The sequence below is a fragment of the Streptomyces sp. Ac-502 genome (genome assembly GCF_045222935.1).
GTDB lineage: Bacteria > Actinomycetota > Actinomycetes > Streptomycetales > Streptomycetaceae > Streptomyces > Streptomyces monomycini.
Genome location: NZ_JBHFFO010000001.1, coordinates 8,673,169 through 8,692,067, shown reverse-complemented (window position 1 = coordinate 8,692,067; position 18,899 = coordinate 8,673,169). Strand labels below are relative to the sequence as shown.

The 18,899-nt window shown below is 73.2% G+C and carries 10 protein-coding genes and 6 pseudogenes; 4 read left to right on the top strand and 12 right to left on the bottom strand.

The window, feature by feature from the left end; all coding sequences use genetic code 11:
• The first annotated feature begins 42 nt into the window (after nucleotides 1–42).
• Together ACEXOX_RS39460 and ACEXOX_RS39455 are read left to right on the top strand one after the other, a co-directional pair.
• Nucleotides 43–2,168 (top strand): annotated as a pseudogene (locus ACEXOX_RS39460) (acetate--CoA ligase family protein).
• 33 nt (nucleotides 2,169–2,201) lie between these two features.
• Nucleotides 2,202–3,566 (top strand): annotated as a pseudogene (locus tag ACEXOX_RS39455) (OFA family MFS transporter); the annotation flags it as partial.
• 48 nt (nucleotides 3,567–3,614) lie between these two features.
• Here the strand turns inward: ACEXOX_RS39455 and ACEXOX_RS39450 are convergent.
• A complete protein-coding gene (locus ACEXOX_RS39450) occupies nucleotides 3,615–4,223 on the bottom strand; it encodes a helix-turn-helix domain-containing protein (protein WP_406525533.1) in 609 nt (202 codons plus the stop codon).
• Nucleotides 4,224–4,313: 90 nt separating this feature from the next.
• On the opposite strand from ACEXOX_RS39450, the pseudogene ACEXOX_RS39445 reads away from it, so the two are divergent.
• A pseudogene (locus ACEXOX_RS39445) lies at nucleotides 4,314–5,399 on the top strand (NAD(P)/FAD-dependent oxidoreductase).
• Nucleotides 5,400–5,538: 139 nt separating this feature from the next.
• The gene (locus tag ACEXOX_RS39440; protein WP_406526619.1) at nucleotides 5,539–6,135 is read left to right on the top strand and encodes a class I SAM-dependent methyltransferase; all 597 of its coding nucleotides are present in this window, start codon (nucleotides 5,539–5,541) and stop codon (nucleotides 6,133–6,135) included.
• Between the two features lie 127 nt (nucleotides 6,136–6,262).
• Here ACEXOX_RS39440 and ACEXOX_RS39435 read toward each other — a convergent pair whose 3' ends face one another.
• The 11 genes and pseudogenes from ACEXOX_RS39435 to ACEXOX_RS39385 form a co-directional block, all read right to left on the bottom strand.
• On the bottom strand, nucleotides 6,263–6,919 hold the full coding sequence (locus ACEXOX_RS39435; RefSeq protein WP_406525532.1) for a PASTA domain-containing protein: 657 nt from the start codon (nucleotides 6,917–6,919) through the stop codon (nucleotides 6,263–6,265).
• Nucleotides 6,920–7,333: 414 nt separating this feature from the next.
• Complete coding sequence (locus ACEXOX_RS39430; protein ID WP_406525531.1) at nucleotides 7,334–7,717, bottom strand: chorismate mutase; 384 nt, start codon at nucleotides 7,715–7,717, stop codon at nucleotides 7,334–7,336.
• 85 nt (nucleotides 7,718–7,802) lie between these two features.
• Nucleotides 7,803–8,879 carry a sugar phosphate isomerase/epimerase family protein gene (locus tag ACEXOX_RS39425; protein ID WP_406525530.1) on the bottom strand — a complete coding sequence of 359 codons (1,077 nt, stop codon included), beginning with the start codon at nucleotides 8,877–8,879 and terminating at the stop codon, nucleotides 7,803–7,805.
• Between the two features lie 49 nt (nucleotides 8,880–8,928).
• The gene (locus tag ACEXOX_RS39420) at nucleotides 8,929–10,323 is read right to left on the bottom strand and encodes a nucleotide pyrophosphatase/phosphodiesterase family protein (protein WP_406525529.1); all 1,395 of its coding nucleotides are present in this window, start codon (nucleotides 10,321–10,323) and stop codon (nucleotides 8,929–8,931) included.
• Nucleotides 10,320–11,804: a xylose isomerase gene (locus tag ACEXOX_RS39415; RefSeq protein WP_406525528.1), complete on the bottom strand. Its 1,485-nt coding sequence runs from the start codon at nucleotides 11,802–11,804 to the stop codon at nucleotides 10,320–10,322. Before ACEXOX_RS39415 ends, ACEXOX_RS39420 begins: the two co-directional genes overlap by 4 nt.
• Before the next feature lie 13 nt (nucleotides 11,805–11,817).
• Nucleotides 11,818–12,665, bottom strand: a pseudogene (locus ACEXOX_RS39410) (TatD family hydrolase).
• 77 nt (nucleotides 12,666–12,742) lie between these two features.
• Nucleotides 12,743–13,777: an EboA domain-containing protein gene (locus ACEXOX_RS39405; RefSeq protein ID WP_406526618.1), complete on the bottom strand. Its 1,035-nt coding sequence runs from the start codon at nucleotides 13,775–13,777 to the stop codon at nucleotides 12,743–12,745.
• A 428-nt stretch (nucleotides 13,778–14,205) separates the two neighbouring features.
• Nucleotides 14,206–15,063: pseudogene (locus ACEXOX_RS39400) on the bottom strand (sugar phosphate isomerase/epimerase family protein); the annotation flags it as partial.
• Nucleotides 15,060–16,075: pseudogene (locus tag ACEXOX_RS39395) on the bottom strand (SCO3242 family prenyltransferase). The pseudogenes ACEXOX_RS39395 and ACEXOX_RS39400, both read right to left, overlap by 4 nt.
• A gap of 56 nt (nucleotides 16,076–16,131) precedes the next feature.
• A complete protein-coding gene (locus ACEXOX_RS39390; RefSeq protein ID WP_406525527.1) occupies nucleotides 16,132–17,229 on the bottom strand; it encodes an inositol-3-phosphate synthase in 1,098 nt (365 codons plus the stop codon).
• Between the two features lie 218 nt (nucleotides 17,230–17,447).
• The gene (locus ACEXOX_RS39385) at nucleotides 17,448–18,800 is read right to left on the bottom strand and encodes a ThuA domain-containing protein (RefSeq protein WP_406525526.1); all 1,353 of its coding nucleotides are present in this window, start codon (nucleotides 18,798–18,800) and stop codon (nucleotides 17,448–17,450) included.
• Nucleotides 18,801–18,899 lie beyond the last annotated feature (99 nt).

The window sequence follows — 18,899 nt, the reverse complement described above, 5'->3', positions numbered from 1 at the left end:
GAGGTAGCGGAGAGGGCGGCAGAAGTGGACATGGCGGCGGGCATGGCAGCAGCGGACGCGGCGGCGGTGTTGCGGGCCGCGCGGGCGGCCGGGCGTACGACGCTGACGGCGCCCGAGGGGAGGCTGCTCGCGGACGCGTACGGGATTCCCACCCCGGCCGAGGGGCTGGCGGAGACGGCGGACGAGGCGGTGGCGCTCGCCGCCCGCATCGGCGGCCCGGTCGCTCTGAAGATCGTCTCGCCGGACATCCCGCACAAGACGGACGCGGGCGGCGTACGGGTGGGCCTCTCCTCGGCCGCCGAGGTGCGCGAGGCGTTCCCGGCGATCGTGCGAAGCGCCGCCGCGTACGCCCCGGAGGCCCGCGTCGAGGGCGTACTGGTGCAGCGGATGGCGCCGGAGGGCGGGCTGGAGGTACTGGTCGGCGCGGTCACCGACCCGACCTTCGGGAAGGTCGTCGCCTTCGGGCTGGGCGGTGTGCTGGTGGAGACGCTCAAGGACGTCACCTTCCGGCTCGCGCCGGCCTCCACGGCGGACGCGGAGTCCATGCTGGACGGCATCCGCGCGGCCGAGGTGCTGCGTGGCGTGCGCGGCGGGCCCGCCGTGGACCGCGCGGCGCTGGCGGATCTGATCGTGCGGGTGTCCCGGCTGGCCGCCGACCACCCCGAGATCTCCGAGATCGACCTGAACCCGGTGTTCGCCTCCCCGGACGGCGTGCTGGCCGCCGACGTACGGATCGTGCTCGGCGACGGGCCTCCCCGGAGCGCCGCCGCTACACCGAGGAGGAGATCCTCGCCTCGATGGAGCGGCTGATGCGGCCGCGCGCGGTGGTCGTCGTCGGTGCCTCCGCAGAGCCGGGGAAGATCGGGCACGCGGTGCTGCGCAACCTGCTCGACGGCGGCTTCGACGGCGCGGTCCACCCGGTGAACCCGAAGGGCGGGACCATTCTCGGCCGTACGGCGTACCGGTCCGTCGCGGACGTACCGGACGGCGCCGACGTGGCGGTCTTCGCCGTACCGGCGCGCCTGGTGCCCGCGGCCCTGGAGGAAGTGGGGCGCAAGGGCATCCCGAACGCCGTACTGATCCCCTCCGGCTTCGCCGAGACCGGCGAACACGCCCTCCAGGAACGGCTGGTGGCCATCGCCGAGAAGTACGGGACCAGGCTGCTCGGCCCGAACATCTACGGTTACTACTCCCCCTGGCACCGGCTGTGCGCCACGTTCTGCACCCCGTACGACGTCACCGGCCCGGTCGCGCTGACCTCGCAGTCCGGCGGCATCGGCATGGCCGTCCTGGGCTTCGCCCGCGCCACCGGGACGGGCGTCTCGGCGATCGTCGGACTCGGCAACAAGGCGGACGTGGACGAGGACGACCTCCTCACGTACTTCGCCCACGACCCGCACACCCGCAGCATCGCGATGCACCTGGAGGACCTGAAGGACGGGCGCGCGTTCGTGGCGGCAGCGCGGAAGACCGTGCGCGAGAAGCCCGTCGTGGTGCTGAAGGCGGGGCGGACCGGCGCGGGCGCCAAGGCCGCCGGGTCGCACACCGGCGCGCTGGCCGGGGACGACGCGGTCTACGACGCCATCCTGCGGCAGGCCGGCGTCATCCGGGCGCCGGGGCTCGACGAGATGCTGGAGTACGCGCGGACGCTGCCGGTGCTGCCCACACCGAAGGGTGAAAACGTCCTCGTCGTCACGGGGGCGGGCGGCTCCGGCGTGCTGCTCTCGGACGCGGCCGTCGATCACGGGCTGCGCCTGATGACCGTCCCGGACGACCTGGAAGCCGCGTTCCGGCAGCTCATCCCGCCCTTCGGGGCGTCCGGCAATCCCGTGGACATCACGGGCGGCGAACCGCCCGCCACGTACGAGGCCGCCATCCGGCTCGCCCTGCGCGACCCCCGGGTCCACTCCCTGGTTCTCGGCTACTGGCACACCCTCGTCACCCCGCCGATGGTGTTCGCGGAGCTGACGGCGCGTGTGGTGGCCGAGTTCCGGGCGGCCGGTACCGAGAAGCCGGTGGTGGCGTCGCTGGCCGGGGACACCGAGGTGGCGGAGGCGAGTACGTACCTCTTCGCGCGGGGCGTGGTGGCGTACCCGTACTCGACCGAGAAGCCGGTGGCGGCGCTCGGCGCGAAATACCGGTGGGCACGCGCCGCCGGCCGGCTGTGATCCGCACGGCGAGGGGACGGGAGGCGATGTGAGGTGACCACTCAGGACGTCAGGAGCGCGGACCGCACCACGGTCACCGAGGTCCGCGACGCGCAGGGGCGGGTCTACCGCCTGGGCGAGACCGACCGGCAGTTGCTCGGCCACCCCCGGTGGACCATGGTGTTGCTGCCCTGGGCGGCGATGCTCGGTATCAGCATCTTCGAGTACGCCTTCGGAGCCGCCGAGACCACGCTCTCCGCGGCGCACCACTGGACGCACACGGACACCTTCTGGGTGCTGAGCGTCTGGGTCTTCTTCCAGGCGGCGGTGGCCTTCCCCGCGGGCAGGCTGCGGGAGAAAGGCCTGCTCAGCAGCCGCGCCGCGATGCTCTGCGGATCCGTACTGTCCCTGGCGGGCTTTCTGAGCCTGAGCCACGCTCCGGACCTCTGGTGGGCGATCGCCGGGTTCGGCGTGCTGGGCGGCACCGGCGCCGGGCTGATCTACGCGACCTGCATCAACACGGTCGGCAAGTGGTATCCGGAACGGCGCGGCGGCAAGACCGGTTTCGTCAACGGCGGCTTCGCGTACGGCGCCGTGCCGTTCATCTTCCTGTTCTCCTACGGCTTCGACGCCGGCAACTACCGGACCGTCCTCGACCTGGTCGGCCTGTACGTGCTGCTGCTGACCGCCGCGGCGGGCCTGTTCTTCAAGGACCCGCCGAAGAACTGGTGGCCCGCGCACGTCGACCCGCTGGCCGTACCGCGGGACGCCCGTACTTCCGCCGCGCTGCGCAAGAACCCGCCGGCGGCGGCCCAGTTCACGCCGCGGGAGGCCGTCCGTACGGGCATGCTGCCCCTGATGTGGGTCTGCCTGCTGTGCACCGCCGGCGTCTCGATCTTCGGCATCTCCTTCCAGGTGCCGTACGCCAAGGACGCCGGGTTCGGGCCGCTGGTCGCGGCGTCCTCCATGGGCCTCATGTCGGTGGTCAACGGGACGGGCCGGGGCGTGGTCGGCTGGCTCTCGGACCGGCTGGGGCGGCGCGTGACGCTGACCTACGTGTGCCTGGTCCTCGGCCTGGCCCAGTTCGGCGTCCTGTGGGCGGGCGAACACGCCAACCAGCCCCTGTTCCTCGTCTTCGCGTTCCTGTCCGGCTTCGGCGGCGGCGCGTTCTTCCCGCTGTTCGCCGCCCTCGTCCCCGACTACTTCGGCGAGAACAACAACGCGTCGAACTACGGCCTCGTCTACAGCTCCAAGCTGGTCTCCGGCCTCCTGGGCGGCGGCATCGGCGCGGCGGTCGTGGCGGCGTGGGGGTACGAGGGCGCGTACGCGGTCGCCGGGTGTGTGGGTCTGCTGGCAGCGGGCCTGTCCCTGCTGCTGCGGCGGCCGGCGGGGAAGGGGAAGTGGTCGGGTGGAGGTGAGGGTTGGGCGGGTCCGTTCCGGTGGCGGCCGGGGCGGGTCCGCTGCGGCCTATCGGGGATCGGTGGGCCGGTAGCGGGCCTTGATGTGGAAGCGCTCGCCCTGGGGGCCGAGGATGCTGAGGAACTCCACCGGCCGCGCGTCGGCATTGCCGAACCAGTGCGGCAGGTGGGTGTCGAACTCGGCGACCTCGCCGCTGGTCAGGACGAGATCCTGATCGCCGAGGACGATGCGCAGCCGTCCGCTGAGGACGTACAGCCAGTGGTAGCCCTCGTGTGAGCGCGGGTCGGGCTCCCGGTCGGCCGGGCCCGCCGGAAGGATCTGCTTGAACGCCTGGAGGCCGCCGGGGTTACGGGACAGCGGGACGACGGTCATGCCGTTGCGGGTGAACGGCTGCGGGTGCACCCGCGGGTCGAGGGCGGCCGGGACGCCGACCAGTTCGTCGAGCGGCATCCGGTAGGCCTTGGCCAGCGGCAGGAGCAGGTCCAGCCCCGGCTTGCGGTGTCCGGACTCCAGTCGGGACAGGGTGCTGACCGGGATGCCGGTGGTCTTCGACACGGCCGTCAGTGTGACGCCGTGGCGGCGCCGCACCTCGCGCAGCCGCGGCCCGACCGCGGCCAGCACGGCATCGAAGTCGTCGCTCGTCCGCTCGCTGCCCACCTCTTCACTCTGCCCGCGTTTTGCGGTTTCCGCAAAGAACTTTGTCAGGACGGTGGGTGAGGGCGCACGTTGGGGGCGGAGGTGGTCACGATGACCCGAGACATCCGGGAAACCCGAAAACCCCGAGAACCCCGAGAACCCCGAACTATCCGCCCCGGCCACGGCGACCGGTACGACGTGGTGATCGTCGGAGGCGGCCCGGCGGGCCTGAGCGCCGCGCTCATGCTGGGCCGTGCCCGGCGGTCCGTCCTGGTGATCGACGCCGGTGAGCCCCGCAACGCGCCGGCGTCGCACATGCACGGCTTCCTCTCCCGCGACGGGGCGCCGCCCGGCGACCTGCTGGCGGCGGGACGGCGGGAAGTGGCCGGGTACGGGGTCGAGGTCCGCACCGGCCGGGTGCGGTCGGCCGTACGGGACGGCGAGCTGTTCGAGGTCACCGACGACGCGGGGCGTACCGTACGGGCGCGGCGGCTGCTGGTGACCACCGGGTTCACCGACGAACTGCCCGACGTCCCCGGCCTCGCGCAGCGGTGGGGGCGGGATGTGCTGCACTGCCCGTACTGCCACGGCTGGGAGGTACGCGACGAGCCGATCGGTGTCCTGGCCACCGGCCCGATGAGCGTGCACCAGGCCCTGCTGTTCCGCCAGTAGACCGACCGGCTCACCCTCCTGCTGCACACCGGCCCCCGCCCCACGAGCGAGGAGTACGAGCAGCTGGCGGCGCGCGGCATCGCGGTCGTACCCGGCGAGGTGACCGGCCTGGAGGTCGCCGACGACCGCCTCGCCGGAGTGCGCCTGGACACCGGCGAGCTGGTCCCGCTCCGGGCGCTGACCGTGGCGCCCCGCGCCGTCCCGAGTGCCGCCACGGCCGCGTTCCTGGACTCCCTCGGGCTGGCTCCCACCGAGCACCCGAGCGGCATGGGCTCGTACCTCGCCGCCGGCCCGGCCGGTCTGACGGACGTGCCGGGGGTGTGGGTCGCGGGCAACGCCGCCGACCTCACCGCGAACGTGCTCGGCTCCGCCGCCTCCGGCTCGGCCGCCGCGGGGGCGATCAACGGCGATCTCGTCGCCGAGGACACCCGCCGCGCGGTGCGGGCCCGTAAGGACCCGTTCTCCGCCGCGTCGGAAGCCCGCGTGTGCGAGCTGGTGGCCGGCGACCGTCGCCACGGTCTGTGATCCCTTCCTTCTCACACCCCACGGCCCGTAACCCCTTCCTTCTCACGCCCCACGGCCCGTAACCCCTTCCTTCTCACGCCCCACGGCCCGTAACCCCTTCCTTCTCACGCCCTCAGGAGCACACATGCAGGAGAACGCCATGGACGCCCGGTTCTGGGACGACCGGTACAGCAGCCGCGACCAGCTCTTCAGCGGATCACCCAACGGAGTGCTCGTCACCGAGATCACCGGCTGCCCGCCGGGGCAGGCACTCGACGTGGGGTGTGGTGAGGGCGCCGACGCCCGGTGGCTCGCCCGGCAGGGCTGGCAGGTCACCGGGGTCGACATCTCCGAGGTCGCCCTGCGGCGCGCCGCCGAAGCGGCCACGGACGTCGCCGACCGCGTCGCCTGGGCACGGGCCGACCTGGCCGTCACGCCGCCCCCGGCCGAGGCGTTCGACCTCGTGTCCGTCCAGTACTTCCCTCTCAAGCACGAGCCGGAGCACACCGCACTGCGCGGGCTGCTGGCCGCCGTCGCGCCCGGCGGCACCCTGCTCTTCGTCGGCCACGACATGACCGGGCTGCCCGCACAGCCCGACTTCGACCCGGCCGACTACTACCGGCCCGCCGACGTCGCACGGCTCCTCGACCCCGACTGGACCGTACAGATCAACGAAACCCGCCCCCGGACGGTTCCCGCGCCCGCCGGCACCTCGCACACTCACGACACCGTCCTGCGAGCCCGACGCCCGCGCTGAAGCGGACTTCGGCCGGCCCGGCCGGCCCGGCCGGCTCAGCGGGCTCAGCGGGCTCAGCGGGCTCAGCGGGCTCAGCGGGCTCAGCGGGCTCAGCGGGCTCAGCGGGCTGCGACAGTCCCTATCAGCCTCAACAGTCCTCCTGGAACTTCACCGCCTCCAGCGTCACCGGCTGCCCGTCCACCTTCGTGCCCGCGGCCGGACTCTGCCGGCACACCTTCCAGTTGGACTCCACGAGCACCATCCGCCCGCGGCCCGACGCGTCCTTCACCGTGATGCCGGTACCGGCATCGAGAGCGCGCCGGGCCACCTTCACCGACTTGTTCCGGAAGTCCGGCATGGCCGATCCGGCCGCGGCGGACGCGTCCGCCGCGGCACCGGACCCGGCGTCGGTCTCGGGGCAGGACTCCGTCAGCTTCACCGCACCGAAGTCCACTGTCCTGCCGGTGTCGGCCTCACCGGGCCCCGGGGCCTGCGTACAGACCTTCCAGTTCCGGTCGAGCGCCTGCATCCGTCCGCGGCCGAGCGCGTCGTGACTGCGCAGCACCCGGAACCCGGCCGCCTGGGCGGAGTCCTGCGCGCTCTGCAGCCCCTTCCCCACCAGATCGGGCAGCGTGGCCTTGCGGTCCGGAGCGGGCCCCGGCGTGGTCTCCGCGGCCACACTGGGCTCCGCCGCAGCCTTCGTGGGCGAGCCTCCGCCGCCGTCGGTGCTCCCCGCGGGCTGACAGGCCGTGAGCCCGAGACAGAGCACCGCGAGGGCAGCGGCGGAGACGGTGGTGCGGTGCATGGTTCCCCCAGTACGGGAAAGGGCGCCGGTACGGGAAGGGCGCCGGCGCAGGAATGGCGTCGTCACAGGCCGTGACGGAGACAGAGACTGCCGGTCCTGGGGGAAAGTTGTATGGAAGGGACAGGGGAAACCTGTTCGGGGAGCGGACGGTCAGCGCCGAGGCGGGCGGTCAGTGCCGAGGCGGATGGCGCCCTTCGCGCCGGCGCCTGCCGGTCCGCCCACCCAGCGGCTCAGCCCCAGCCCCCTCACGAGGTTCCGCGAAATCGCCGAAGAGCGGACCGTACTCGTCCCCGTCCTCGGAGCTCGCGTACACCACCGGCCGACGGCCGTCCTGCTCGGGGCACAGGAAGTACGACCCACCCGCGAACTTCCCGGCGCTCGCCCTCCTCACCGGACCGGAGCGCGCCGGAACCGTCAGCCGATGGCGACGTCGCGTCTGCCGGGGGCGTCCTCCCGGCCGACCTCCTGGTCCGCGATGGCTTTGTGGTGACGTACGACCTCGCCGATGATGAAATTCAGGAATTTCTCCGCGAAGGCCGGGTCCAGTCTGGCGTCCGCGGCCAAGGTGCGCAGGCGCGCGATCTGGGTGGCCTCACGGGCCGGGTCGGCGGGCGGGAGGTTGTGGCGGGCCTTCAGTTCGCCGACCTGCTGCGTGCACTTGAAGCGCTCGGCGAGCAGGTGCACGAGTGCGGCATCGAGGTTGTCGATGCTGCCGCGCAGGTAGAGCAGACGCTCCCGCGCCTCCTCGTCGGCGACGGACGTCGCGTCGCCCGCCGGTGGTGCGGTCCCCTCGCTCATGTACCTCTCGCCAATCTGGTCGTACCGGTGGCCCCGGTCGGGTAGCGCTGATCCTGAGCACACTACCCGGCCACGGGCGTACGGCTTAACCGCGCGGTGCGCGCAGGTTCCGCAGATGGCGGGCGGAGCGGCGGGCGGTCGACAGGGAGCCCGCCGGGTTGGCGGCCGGGTCCACGGCGTCGTCCCGTTCGACGATCCAGTGGGCGGAGCGGCGGCCGCGGCGGCGTTCCACCGCGGAGAGGAAGCGGCGGTAGTCGATGTCGCCGTCGCCGACGTCGACCATGCGGTAGCCGTCCTGGGTGGCGGTGTCGTGCTCGCCGTCCTTGACGTGGAAGAGGGGGTAGCGGGCGGGCGCGGCCAGGACGTAGTCGAGGGGTTCGAAGGGGGCGGGGGTGCCGTCCGGGCGCCGGGAGAAACGGTACTGCGCCACATAGGCCCAGAAGATGTCCATCTCGAAGAAGACCAGCCGGGGGTCGGTCTCGGCGAGCAGGACGTCGTAGAGCCGGACGCGTGGGTCGTCGGTGGCGAAAGCGAATTCCTCGGCATGGTTGTGGTGGTAGAAGCGCATGCCGCGGGCCCGGGCGGCAGCGCCGTACGCGTTGAACTCGTCGGCGGCGCGTTTCCAGGCGTCGACGGTGTTGCCGTACCGGTCGGGGCTGGACGGGGTGCCGACGTACGGCAGGCCCAGGGCCTCGGCGTCGTCGAGGACCTGGGTCAGGGCGGTGGCGAAGGTGTACGCGGTGGGGTCGGCCGAGGCGTATCCGACGTGGCTGCCGATGCCGCGCAGGCCGTTGTCCCGGAGGAGCCGCTTGATCCGGCGCAGGGTGATCGCGCCGGCGGAGCCCTGGGTGTAGCCGGCGAACTCGACCTCGTCGTAGCCGTAGCACGCGAGTTCCTCGAAGACGCGGGCGAAACCGAGTGACAAGGTCTGGTCGCGGAGTGTGTAGAGCTGGATGCCGAGGCGGCCGGGCGGGAGTACGGGGCGGTGATGGGGGTGCCGGCCGAGGTTCGCCGGGGCGGCGTAGGCGGGGACGGCGGCTCCGGTACCGAGGAGTGCGGTCGCCGAGGCGCCGGCGGCGACGCCGAGGAATCCGCGGCGGTGGAGAGTCCGTCTGAGGGCGGCCTGTTGCGGGTCGTCGTGGCGGTCTCGGGGGAAGGGCATGGTGGGCGGGCTCCTCGGTCGGTGTCCGGTGGGCGGGCGGGGCACGTTGTCAGTGGGTGCGGGCAAGATGAAGGAGCAGGGACTTCACGTCGGTGGCGGGGAAGGGGGTGTGCAGGGGTGCGTCAGATGCGGAGCAGATGAGGACCGGGCCGTCGGCAGGGTCGGCTCCGGTCGCGGGGAGCAGGCCGTGGCTGCCGCGTACGGGCTCGGGGTCGAGCGGTACGACCGCCATGCGGTAGCGCATCCCGGCCTTCTTGCGGGCCAGGGCGGTCGCCGCGCGCAGGCGTACGTACGGGTCCCGGGGGTCCATGAAGAGTTCGGCCGGGTCGTAGCCGGGTTTGCGGTGGATGTCGACGAGGCGCGCGAAGTCGGGGGCGCGGGCGTCGTCGAGCCAGTAGTAGTAGGTGAACCAGGCGTCGGGCTCGGCGAGGGCGACGAGTTCGCCGGAGCGGGGGTGATCGAGGCCGTACGCCTTCTTGCCCTCGTCGTCGAGCAGGCGGTCCAGGCCGGGCAGTCCGGTGAGGGCCGCGCGGGCCGCGTCGAGGTCTTCGGGACGGCGTACGTAGACATGGGCGATCTGGTGGTCGGCGACGGCGAAGGCCCGGGAAGCGGTGGGGTCCAGGTATTCCATCCCGTCCTGGGTGTGCACCTCCAGCAGGCCGGCGCGGCGCAGGGCGCGGTTGACGTCCACGGGGCGGCGGACGGGCCGGATGCCGTATTCGGACAGGGCGACGACCGTGACGTCCGCGGCGCGCGCGTCGGCCAGGAGGGGGCCGATGACGGTGTCGAGCGCGGCGGCGGCCGTGGCGGCGCGGGGTTCGTCCGGGCTGTACCGCTGCAGGTCGTAGTCGAGGTGCGGGAGGTAGCAGAGGGTGAGGTCGGGGCGGCGGGTGTGCAGCAGGTGGCGGGTCGCGTCGGTGATCCACTGCGAGGAAGGGAGGGATGCGGTGGGGCCCCAGTAGGTGAAGAGGGGGAAGGTGCCGAAGCGGTTGGTGAGTTCGTCGTGGAGGGACGGCGGCCGGGTGTAGCAGTCGGGTTCCTTGCGGCCGTCGGCGTAGTAGACGGGGCGCGGGGTGACGGTCCAGTCGGTGCCGGCGCCCATGGCGTACCACCAGCAGATGTTGGCGACCGTGTAACCGGGGTGTTCGCGGCGGGCGGCGTCCCAGACCTTGTCGCCTGCGACGAGGGCGTTGTGCTGGCGCCAGAGGTGGACTTCGCCGACGTCCCGGAAGTACCAGCCATTGCCGACGACGCCGTGCTGGGCGGGCGTCGCGCCGGTGAGGAACGTCGACTGGACCGTGCAGGTCACGGCGGGCAGCACGGTGGCCAGCGGCGCGACCGCGCCGGTGTCCGCGAGCGCCTGGAGGTGCGGCATGTGGGTGAGGAGGCGGGGGGTGAGGCCGACGACGTCGAGGACGAGCAGGCGGTTCGGTGCTGCGCTCATGGGAGTTCCTTGAGCCCGAGGTCGGCCAGCAGGTCGCGGGCGAGGGCGAGTTCGGCCGCGATGCCGTCGGCGAGGCGGCTTGTGCTGCGGGGGCGCAGGCCCGGCGGGAGGGCCTGCCAGGTGTAGGTCTCGACTTCGAGGTGATGGGTGCGCGGTACGGGCCCGCCCACGAGGAGGGCCAGCGTGTCCCGGAGGACGGGGAGGGTGGAGGTGAGCGGCGGCTCGGGCGGGGCGTGCAGCGGCACGTGGAAGTGGGCGCGCCACGGCGCCGTGTCCGGCAGGCCGCCGACGGCCTCCCCGGCCAGGGCTGCGTCGAGATCGTCCGTGGCACGCAGCCGCCCGTCGGGGGTACGGGTGCGGGTCTGGTGGAGGAACCGCGGTTCGGCGAAGGCGCTCAGGGCGGCGCGTACGTCCGGGCGGTCGGGGTGTTCGGCGTGCAGCGCGGCGGACAACTGGGCCTTGACGACGGGGACGCCTGCGCGGTGGAGAGCTTCGAGGGCGGTGTGCGGCTCCTCGAAGGAGGTGGCGAGGTGGCAGGTGTCGAGGCAGACACCGATGCGGTGGGGTGGGGGTGGGGGTGGGGCGGAGGTGGTGGGGTTGGGCGGGTCGGTGGTGTGAGACGTGCCGGTGGGCCTGGGTGGATAGGTGGGGCCGGACGGGTCGGTGGGACTGGCGGGCCTGGGTGGCTCGGCGGAACCGAACGGGGCAGCGGGCCTGGGTGGCTCGGCGGAACCGAACGGGGCAGCGGGCCTGGGTGGCTCGGCGGAACCGAACGGGGCAGCGGGCCTGGGTGGCTCGGCGGAACCGAACGGGTCGGCGGGCCTGGGTGGCTCGGCGGGGCCGGACGGCTCGCTCCGCCCGTGTCCCAGCGCCTCGACGGCGTCGGCGGTGGTTTCGACGAGGCAGCCGGGTTCGGGCTCCAGGCCGACGCGGAGAGAGCGGCCGGTGAGTTCTTCGAGGGCGTCGAGCCGGTCGGCGAGGGTGTGCAGGGCGGCGAGAGCGGTGGCCCGCCGGGTGGCGGCGTCGCGTACCGCGTCGAAGTCGTTGCGCCAGGCGACGGGGAGGGTGGAGATCGTGCCCTCGGTCATGTCGTCGGGGAGGAGCGCGGCCAGCAGCCGGGCGAGGTCGGCGGTGTGGTCCAGACGCGCGGGCTCGGTCCAGTCGGGCCGGTAGACGCGGTATTTGACGTGCCTGTCGCCGAAGCCGCGGTACGGGAAACCGTTGAGGGTGACGACTTCGAGGCCGCGGATGTCGAGTTCACGGCGCAGCCCGCGCAGTGCGGCCGGGTCGCTGACAAGGGCGCGGGCGGCGTCGCGGGCGAGCCACAGGCCGATGCCGAGCCGGTCCCGGCCGAGGCGTTTGCGTACGGGCTCGCAGTGGTCCCGGAGTTGGGCGAGCACCCCGTCCAGGGTCTCGGCCGGGTGGACGTTGGTGCAGTACGCGAGGTGGACGGTCGAACCGTCGGGGTGCCGGAAGCGCATGTCCCGCTCCCCCTCATTCCCCGCCGCGGAGTATGGAGTTGCCCTCGTGCAGGGCGCCCGGGGCCGGGGTGCCGAGGTCCAGCCGGCCGCTGAGGCCGTAGAACGCGACAGGGTTGCGCCACAGCACCTGATCCACGTCGTCCTCGGTGAATCCGGCGGCCAGCATCGCCTCGCCGACGCGCCGCGTCGTCAGCGGATCGCTGCGGCCCCAGTCCGCGGCGGAGTTGACCAGCACCCGGCCGGTGCCGTGCAGACGCAGGATGCGCACCATGCGGTCGGGGTCCATCTTGGTGTCCGGATAGAGGGAAAAGCCCAGCCAGCAGCCACTGTCAGTGGCTTCCCCTACCGTTGTCTCATTGAGATGGTCCAGGACGACGTGATCGGGGGGCAGATCGGATTCACGCAGGACGTCGAGGGTGCGCCTGAGGCCCGCCGCCTTGTCGCGGTGGGGGTGTGGACGAGGGCCGGCAGACCGTGGTCCACGGCGAGCTGGAGCTGGGCGGCGAGGGCGGTGTCCTCGGCGGGGGTCATCGAGTCGTAGCCGATCTCACCGACGGCGACGACCGGGTCTTTTACGAGGTAGCGGGGCAGGGCTTCGAGGACGGGGGCACAACGGGGGTCGTTCGCCTCCTTGGGGTTGAGGGCGAGCGTGCAGTGGTGGGCGATGCCGTACTGGGCGGCACGGAAGGGTTCCCAGCCGAGGAGGGAGTCGAAGTAGTCGAAGAAGCTGGCGGGTGAGGTGCGGGGCTGCCCCAGCCAGAAGGAGGGCTCGACGACGGCGCGGACCCCCGCGGCGTGCATGGCTTCGTAGTCGTCCGTGGTGCGGGAGGTCATGTGGATGTGCGGGTCGAAGATGCGCATCGGGTCTCCTCGCGTGCCGGGGCGGTGCGGTGAGGGGGTGTGGCGCTGGGGGTGCAGTTTCAGGTGCGGGGCGAAGATCACAAGGGAGGTACGGGCGGAGGTTGCAGGGAGGCATCGTGAGCAGCGTGAGAGGAGGCGGGGCCGGGAGCGACTGTGGGGGCGGGATCGGGTGAGCGCCCGGGCTTGGGGGACGGCCGAGGTACGCGTGAGGACCGGGGTGCGGGTGAGGGCCCAGGGGCGAGGGCGGGTGCGGGATCGGACGGGAAGGGGGATGCGAGTGGGGCGGTGGATGCGGGCGGTGCGGTGAGGTCCAGGACGCGCTGAAGGTCGGCGGGTACGGGGCGGTACGCGGCGGTGCGCTCCCGGGCGTACGCGGTGAGCATGTGGGCCAGCTCCGTATCGCCGCGGGCACGTTCGGCCAGGCCGGCCACGGCGGTCACCGGGACGCCGGTGAACAGGCACTTGAGCACGGCGTGCCGCCAGGTGTGCGCGTCGAGGTGACGGGCGGCGTACGGGCCCACGGCGGCGGCGACCAGCCGGGTGTCGTCGGTGCGCAGCGCGTCCTCGACGAGCGGCCGGGCACTCGGGCCGAGGTCCAGGTGGGGCAGCGCCATCAGCACGGCGCGGCGTTCGGCGGCGGTGCCGTGTTCGTAGAGCCGGGTGACGGTCCGGGCGTCGGCGCGGGCCGTGTGCAGGAGCAGGATGCGGGCAGCCTCGGCCGCTTCCCGGTCCCGCGCGTGCGGCGGCTCACGACGGGTGCAGTGCCGGCCCGCCGAGGCGAAGCGCATCTCCCACACGGGCGGGGCGTAAGCGGTGTAGGAGAGGGCGGCACCGCTGACCGCCGAGCCCCGGGGGTCTACGGATGCGGCTTGAGCTGCGGCCTCAGCTGCAGCTTCGGGGTGGACTGCGCCTTCGGGTTGGGCTGCGCCCTGACTGGCGGCCGGATCTGCGGCTCGTGCGCCGGGTTGGGCTGCGGCTTGAGTTGCGCCTTCGGGCTGGGTCGCGGCTTGAGCTTCGGCTCGTGCGCCGGGTTGGGCTGCGGCTTGAACTGCGGCTTCGGCTCGTGCTGCGGCTTGAGCTGTGGCTCGTGCTTCGGCTTGCGCTTCGTCCAGTGCCTCGTCGAGCCAGGCGCGGGCGGCGCCGCCGAGCCGGTCGCGCAGGGCCGTCTGGAGCTGGGCCATCCAGGCCTCCGGCGTCAGCATCGCGGGCCTCCTGCGCTCGGAACGGGCGGGTGCGACGGGTCTGTGGCACCTGCGGGTTGGGCGGTTCCCGCAGGGCTCGGTGGTTCGGTGCCGGAGCAAGCGGGACCGGCGGCGCGGGCAGGGCTCGGTGGTTCGGTGCCGGAGGGCGTGGGTTGGGCGGCGCGGGCAGGGCTCGGTGGTTCGGTGCCGGAGGGCGTGGGTTGGGCGGCGCGGGCAGGGCTCGGTGGTTCGGTGCCGGAGGGCGTGGGTTGTGCGGTGCGGGCAGGGCTCGGTGGTTCGGTGCCGGAGGGCGTGGGTTGGGCGGTGCGGGCGGGGGTCGGTGGTTCGGTGTCGGGGTGTGCGGGGTCGGCGGCGCGGAGGAAGGAGAGGGATGTGCGGGCGAGGTCGGGGCCCGCGTGGGAGTGGCGGGGCAGCTCGACGCTGACCAGGCCCTGGTAACCGGTGTCCCGGAGCGCTGCCAGGACCGGCGGGAAGTCGATTTCGCCCGCGCCGAACGGCAGATGCTCGTGCACACCACGCCGCATGTCCTCGATCTGGACGTGCCGCAGCCAAGGCGCGGCGGCGCGGACGCACGCGGCGGGCGGCTGGGGTTCCAGGCATTGGCAGTGGCCGATGTCCAGGGTCAGGCCGAGGGCTTCGGCGGGTGGGGCGTCGAGGGTGGCACGCAGGCGGCGGAAACCGGCGAGGTCGGAAAGGAGGTGGCCCGGTTCGGGTTCGACGGCGAGGGGGACGCGGGCGGTGGCGGCCGCGTCGAGTACGGGGGTGAGCGCTTCGGCCAGGCGGTGCCAGGCCTCCGGTTCCGGCGTACCGGCGGGCAGGGGCCCGCTGAAACAGTGCACGGCCGTGGCGCCGAGGTCGGCACCGACGCGGACCGCGGTGCGGAGCAGGTCGATGCGGGCCGTGCGGGCGTCCGGATCGGGGTCGAGGAGCGTGGGGTGGTGTTTACGCCGGGGGTCCAGGACGTATCGGGCGCCGGTTTCGACGGCGACGGAGAGCCCCAAGGTGCCGAGTCGGCCGGCCAGTTGTCCGGTCCGCGACGCGAGGTCGGGGGCGAGCGGGTCGAGGTGCATGTGGTCGAGGGTGAGGGCTACGCCGTCGTAGCCGAGGTCGGCGAGGAGGGCCAGGGCGTCGGTCAGCCGGAGGTCGGTCAGGCCGTTGGTGCCGTAGGCCAGGCGCAGCGGGCTCGTCGTGGTCATGTCGGGCTGACCTTCCGGGACAGCCGTCGGGCGGCGGGCACGAGGGCCAGCAGTGCGGCCCCTGTTCCGGGGGCACCGGCCCGTGCGGCAAGGGCCGCCTGGAGCGGGATCATGGCGCGGATCCCGCTGCCGACGGCGCGCTGGAGGAGGTAGGGCGAAGGGTTCAGGGCCGCGTGCAAGAAGGGGCGGGCAGCGGTCCCGGCGTAGAGGAGAGCGGCGGCTTTGGCGAGGGAAGTGGGGAGGACATTGGCGAAGGGCTTGGTCACCGGGTCGGTGACGGGGATGCTGCCATGGGGCCCGCCCCTCCTGCTCACCCCACCAACCACCCCGCCCACCGCGGCCACCACTCCCAACGCGGCCAGTGGCAGGGCCGTTGAGCTGCCCTGCGCTTCGCGGCGCGAGACGGTGGTGACCGCGAGCGTATGGGTGCCCAGCAACGCGGCCGACGGCAACGCCCTCCGCATAGTCCGCCCCGAACGCACCGGAGCCGCCGAAACCGCGCCCTGCAGTACGTCGAGGGTGCGGGCGCAGGCCATGGCGAGTGGGCCCCCCGGGGTGTTCTTGAGGTGGAGGTCATATGCCCAGACGGTGGCGGCGAGCGCCGTGCCGGTGGCGAGGGACGGGCGGCCGGCCGCTGCCGCCAGGGCGAGGCCCGCCGCTGTCAGCCCGGCGGCCGCGCCGAGGGCGGCTGCCGGGGCGATACGGCCGGACGGGATGGGGCGTCCTGGGCGTTCGACGGCGTCGGTGTCGCGGTCGGCCCAGTCGTTGAGCGCCATGCCCGCCTCGTAGAGGCAGAGGGAGGAGCCGGTGGCGAGAAGGGTGCGGCGGCCGGGCCGGCCCCTGCTGCCGCAACCCCAGCCAGCAGGTCTCCCGGCACGCTGAACAGGGCCGATACGCGGAAGAGTTCCAGCCAGGGCGAGGAGGCGCCGGCCGGCACGGCGCGTCCGCGGCGAGGAGGAGCGTCGGCGGGCTCGGCAGAACCAGGCAGAGCAGTGGGACCAGTGGGAGCCATGGGAGTGACGGGAGTGATGGGACCGGTGGTCGCGGAGGCGTCGGTCGGCGGGAGGTTCATCGGCGGGTCCGGAGGTCGTGGGCGAAGGTGAGGAGTTCGGCGTACTGGTCGGCCAGGGCGGCGGGCCCGCCGTCCGGGTCCTTGAAGTAGAAGCCGAGGGGGGCGAGGGGCCCGGAGACGCCGGCCGCGTGCGCGGCGGCCGTCAGGCGCACGAGGTCGAGCACCAGCGGCGCGGCGAGCGCCGAGTCGCAGCCCTGCCAGACGGTCTGGAGGATCATGCGGTTGCCGAGGAACCCTTCGAAGGCGACGTGGTCCCAGGCGGTCTTCCAGTCCCCGAGGGCCGGAACGTTGTCGATGTGCACCTCGCCGGGCGGTGCGGTACCGAGGTTGTCCGCGAGGACGCGTGTCTTGCCCGCGTTCTTGGCGGCCGCGGCCGCCGGGTCGGTCAGGGTGGCGCCGTCACCGCCGCCGAGCAGGTTGGTGCCGGACCAGGCACGGACGGGGAGGGCCCGTTGGGCGAACATCGGGGCGAGTACGGAGCGCAGCAGGGTCTGTCCCGTCTTGCCGTCGCGGCCCGCGTACGGCAGCCCGCTACAGACGGCCATCTGCTGGAGCAGCGGGTGGTGCATACCGGTGGAGGGCGTGAAGTTGACGTACGGGCAGCCCGCGCGCAGCGCCGCGTGCGCGTACAGGGAACTGGGCGGGAGGCGGTCGTCGTCGCGTTCTTGCCCTGCCGCGGGCTCCGTGGAGGCCACATTGACGACGACGGCACGGTCGAGTGCGTGGATCCGCAGGAACGCGCGCAGGTCGGCGGTGAAGGCGGTGACCAGTTCCCGGTCGTCGCGGTCGTCCCCGGGGAGCGGGCCGCCGGGCCGTACGGCCTCGTCCGCCGCGGCCAGTTCGGCGCGTACGGCGTGCGGCAGGCCGTACGGGAGTACGCCGCCCGCCGCGAGTTCCTCGGCCCGTTTGGGCAGCGGGTACGAGGTGGTGTCGTGGCCGCCGAAGACGAGGGCGGACAGCGGCGGCAGCGGTACCCCGTCGAACGGCGCGGTCTCGGTGACCATGCCGGTCGGCGGGTGCAGCCCGGCGGCGACGGCGGCGCAGCCGGTGATCACGGTCGTCGCGACCGATCCCCGCGCCCCGATCAGCCACACTCCCGTACGCCCGCCACCGCCCCCGGCGCTCTCGGCACCCCCGGCACCCCCACCGTATTCCGGCCTGCCACCACCCCCGGCCCCCTCCACACCTCTGCCCGCCCCAGCCGTACTCCCCGACCCAGCCGTACTCCCCGATCCCGCCGTACTCTCCACTCTCGCCGTACTCCCCGCCCCCGCCCTACGCTCCGCCCCCGCCACCCACTCCAACCCCGTCATCATCTACCGCCCTTCGCCGCCGTCGCGTACTCCTTCACCCGGATGGTGCGGAAGGAGATCCGGTCCTCGTCGCCGTGGTTCTGGATGCCGATGTGGCCCTGGCGCAAGCTGCGCGCCGGGTCCCTGTTCGTGAAGTCGTTGATCTTCCGCCCGTTGAGGTAGACGCGCAGCCGTTCGCCCTCGACCCGGAGTTCGTAGGTGTTCCACTCCCCCGGCGGGTTGAGCGCGGCGTCGCGCGCCTCGATGTCGGCTGCCTGGAATCCGTAGACGGAACCGGTGGTGCGGTCCGGGGCGTCGGTGGCGTCGATCTGGATCTCGTAGCCGTTGTTCACCGCCGACCAGGGGTCGTCGGAGGGCGGGAAGCCGATGAAGACCCCGGAGTTGTCGTCGCCGTCGGCGCCGGACATCTTCCAGTCCAGTTTGAGGGAGTACGCACCGAATTCCCGGGCCGCGTACCAGAGCATGCCCATGCCGCCGCTGGAGGTGAGGGTGCCGTCCTGAAGGGTGAAGGAGCCGGGGCCCGCCTGTTTCCAGCCACGGGTCGAGGTGCCGTCGAAGAGGGCCCGGTAGCCGGTCTCCGGGCGGCAGTCGGCCTGTGCGGCGCCGGTGGCCCAGCGGATGCCTCCCAGCAGGTGCGTGCGGAAGGCGGGGTCGGCGAAGGACTGCCGGGTGTGGCCGGCGCCGGTGTAGAAGGCCCGGCCGCCGCGGTGTTCCTGGCACCAGGCGATGGGGTGGTCGCCGCGCATCGTGCCGCCGCTGTACGTGGTCTCGTCGAGTGCGGCGAGGACGTGGGCGCGGGTGCGCGGGTTACTGCGGTAGTTGTACCACTCGTCGGTGCGGCCCCAGGCCGCGGCCAGGTGAGCGGTGGCCGGGTGGGCGCGGTCCTCAATGCGTACGGTGGCAGGCTGCACGGCAGGGTGGGACTGGAAGTAGGCGCCCGCCAAGTCCCCATAGAAGGGCCAGTCGTACTCGGTGTCGGCGGCGGCGTGCACCCCCACATACCCGCCGCCGCGCGCTATATAACGTTCGAACGCCTGCTGCTGGGCAGTGTGCAGCACGTCACCGGTGGTGGAGAGGAAGACGACGGCGGCGTAGCGCGCCAGGCGCTTGTCGTTGAAGGCGGCGGCGTCCTCGGTGGCGTCCACGGTGAATCCGTGCTGCTTGCCGAGGGCCTGGACGGCGGCGATGCCGTCGGGAATCGAGTCGTGCCGGAATCCGGCGGTCTTGGAGAAGACCAGGACCCGGTTCTCGTCGCGTTCCGGGGCACGGGTGGTGTCACCGGGCAGGGTCATGGTCGCCAGCAGGGTGGCGGCGGCCGCCGCGGTGGTGGCCAGCCGGGCAACGGGGTGCATGAGCGGTCTCCTTCCTCCGGCCACGGGGCGGGCGGCCGACGGCTCCGCGTCCGGTCGTCCCGGACGCCGTCCGCGACGTCCGCGCCGTCCGCCCGCCCC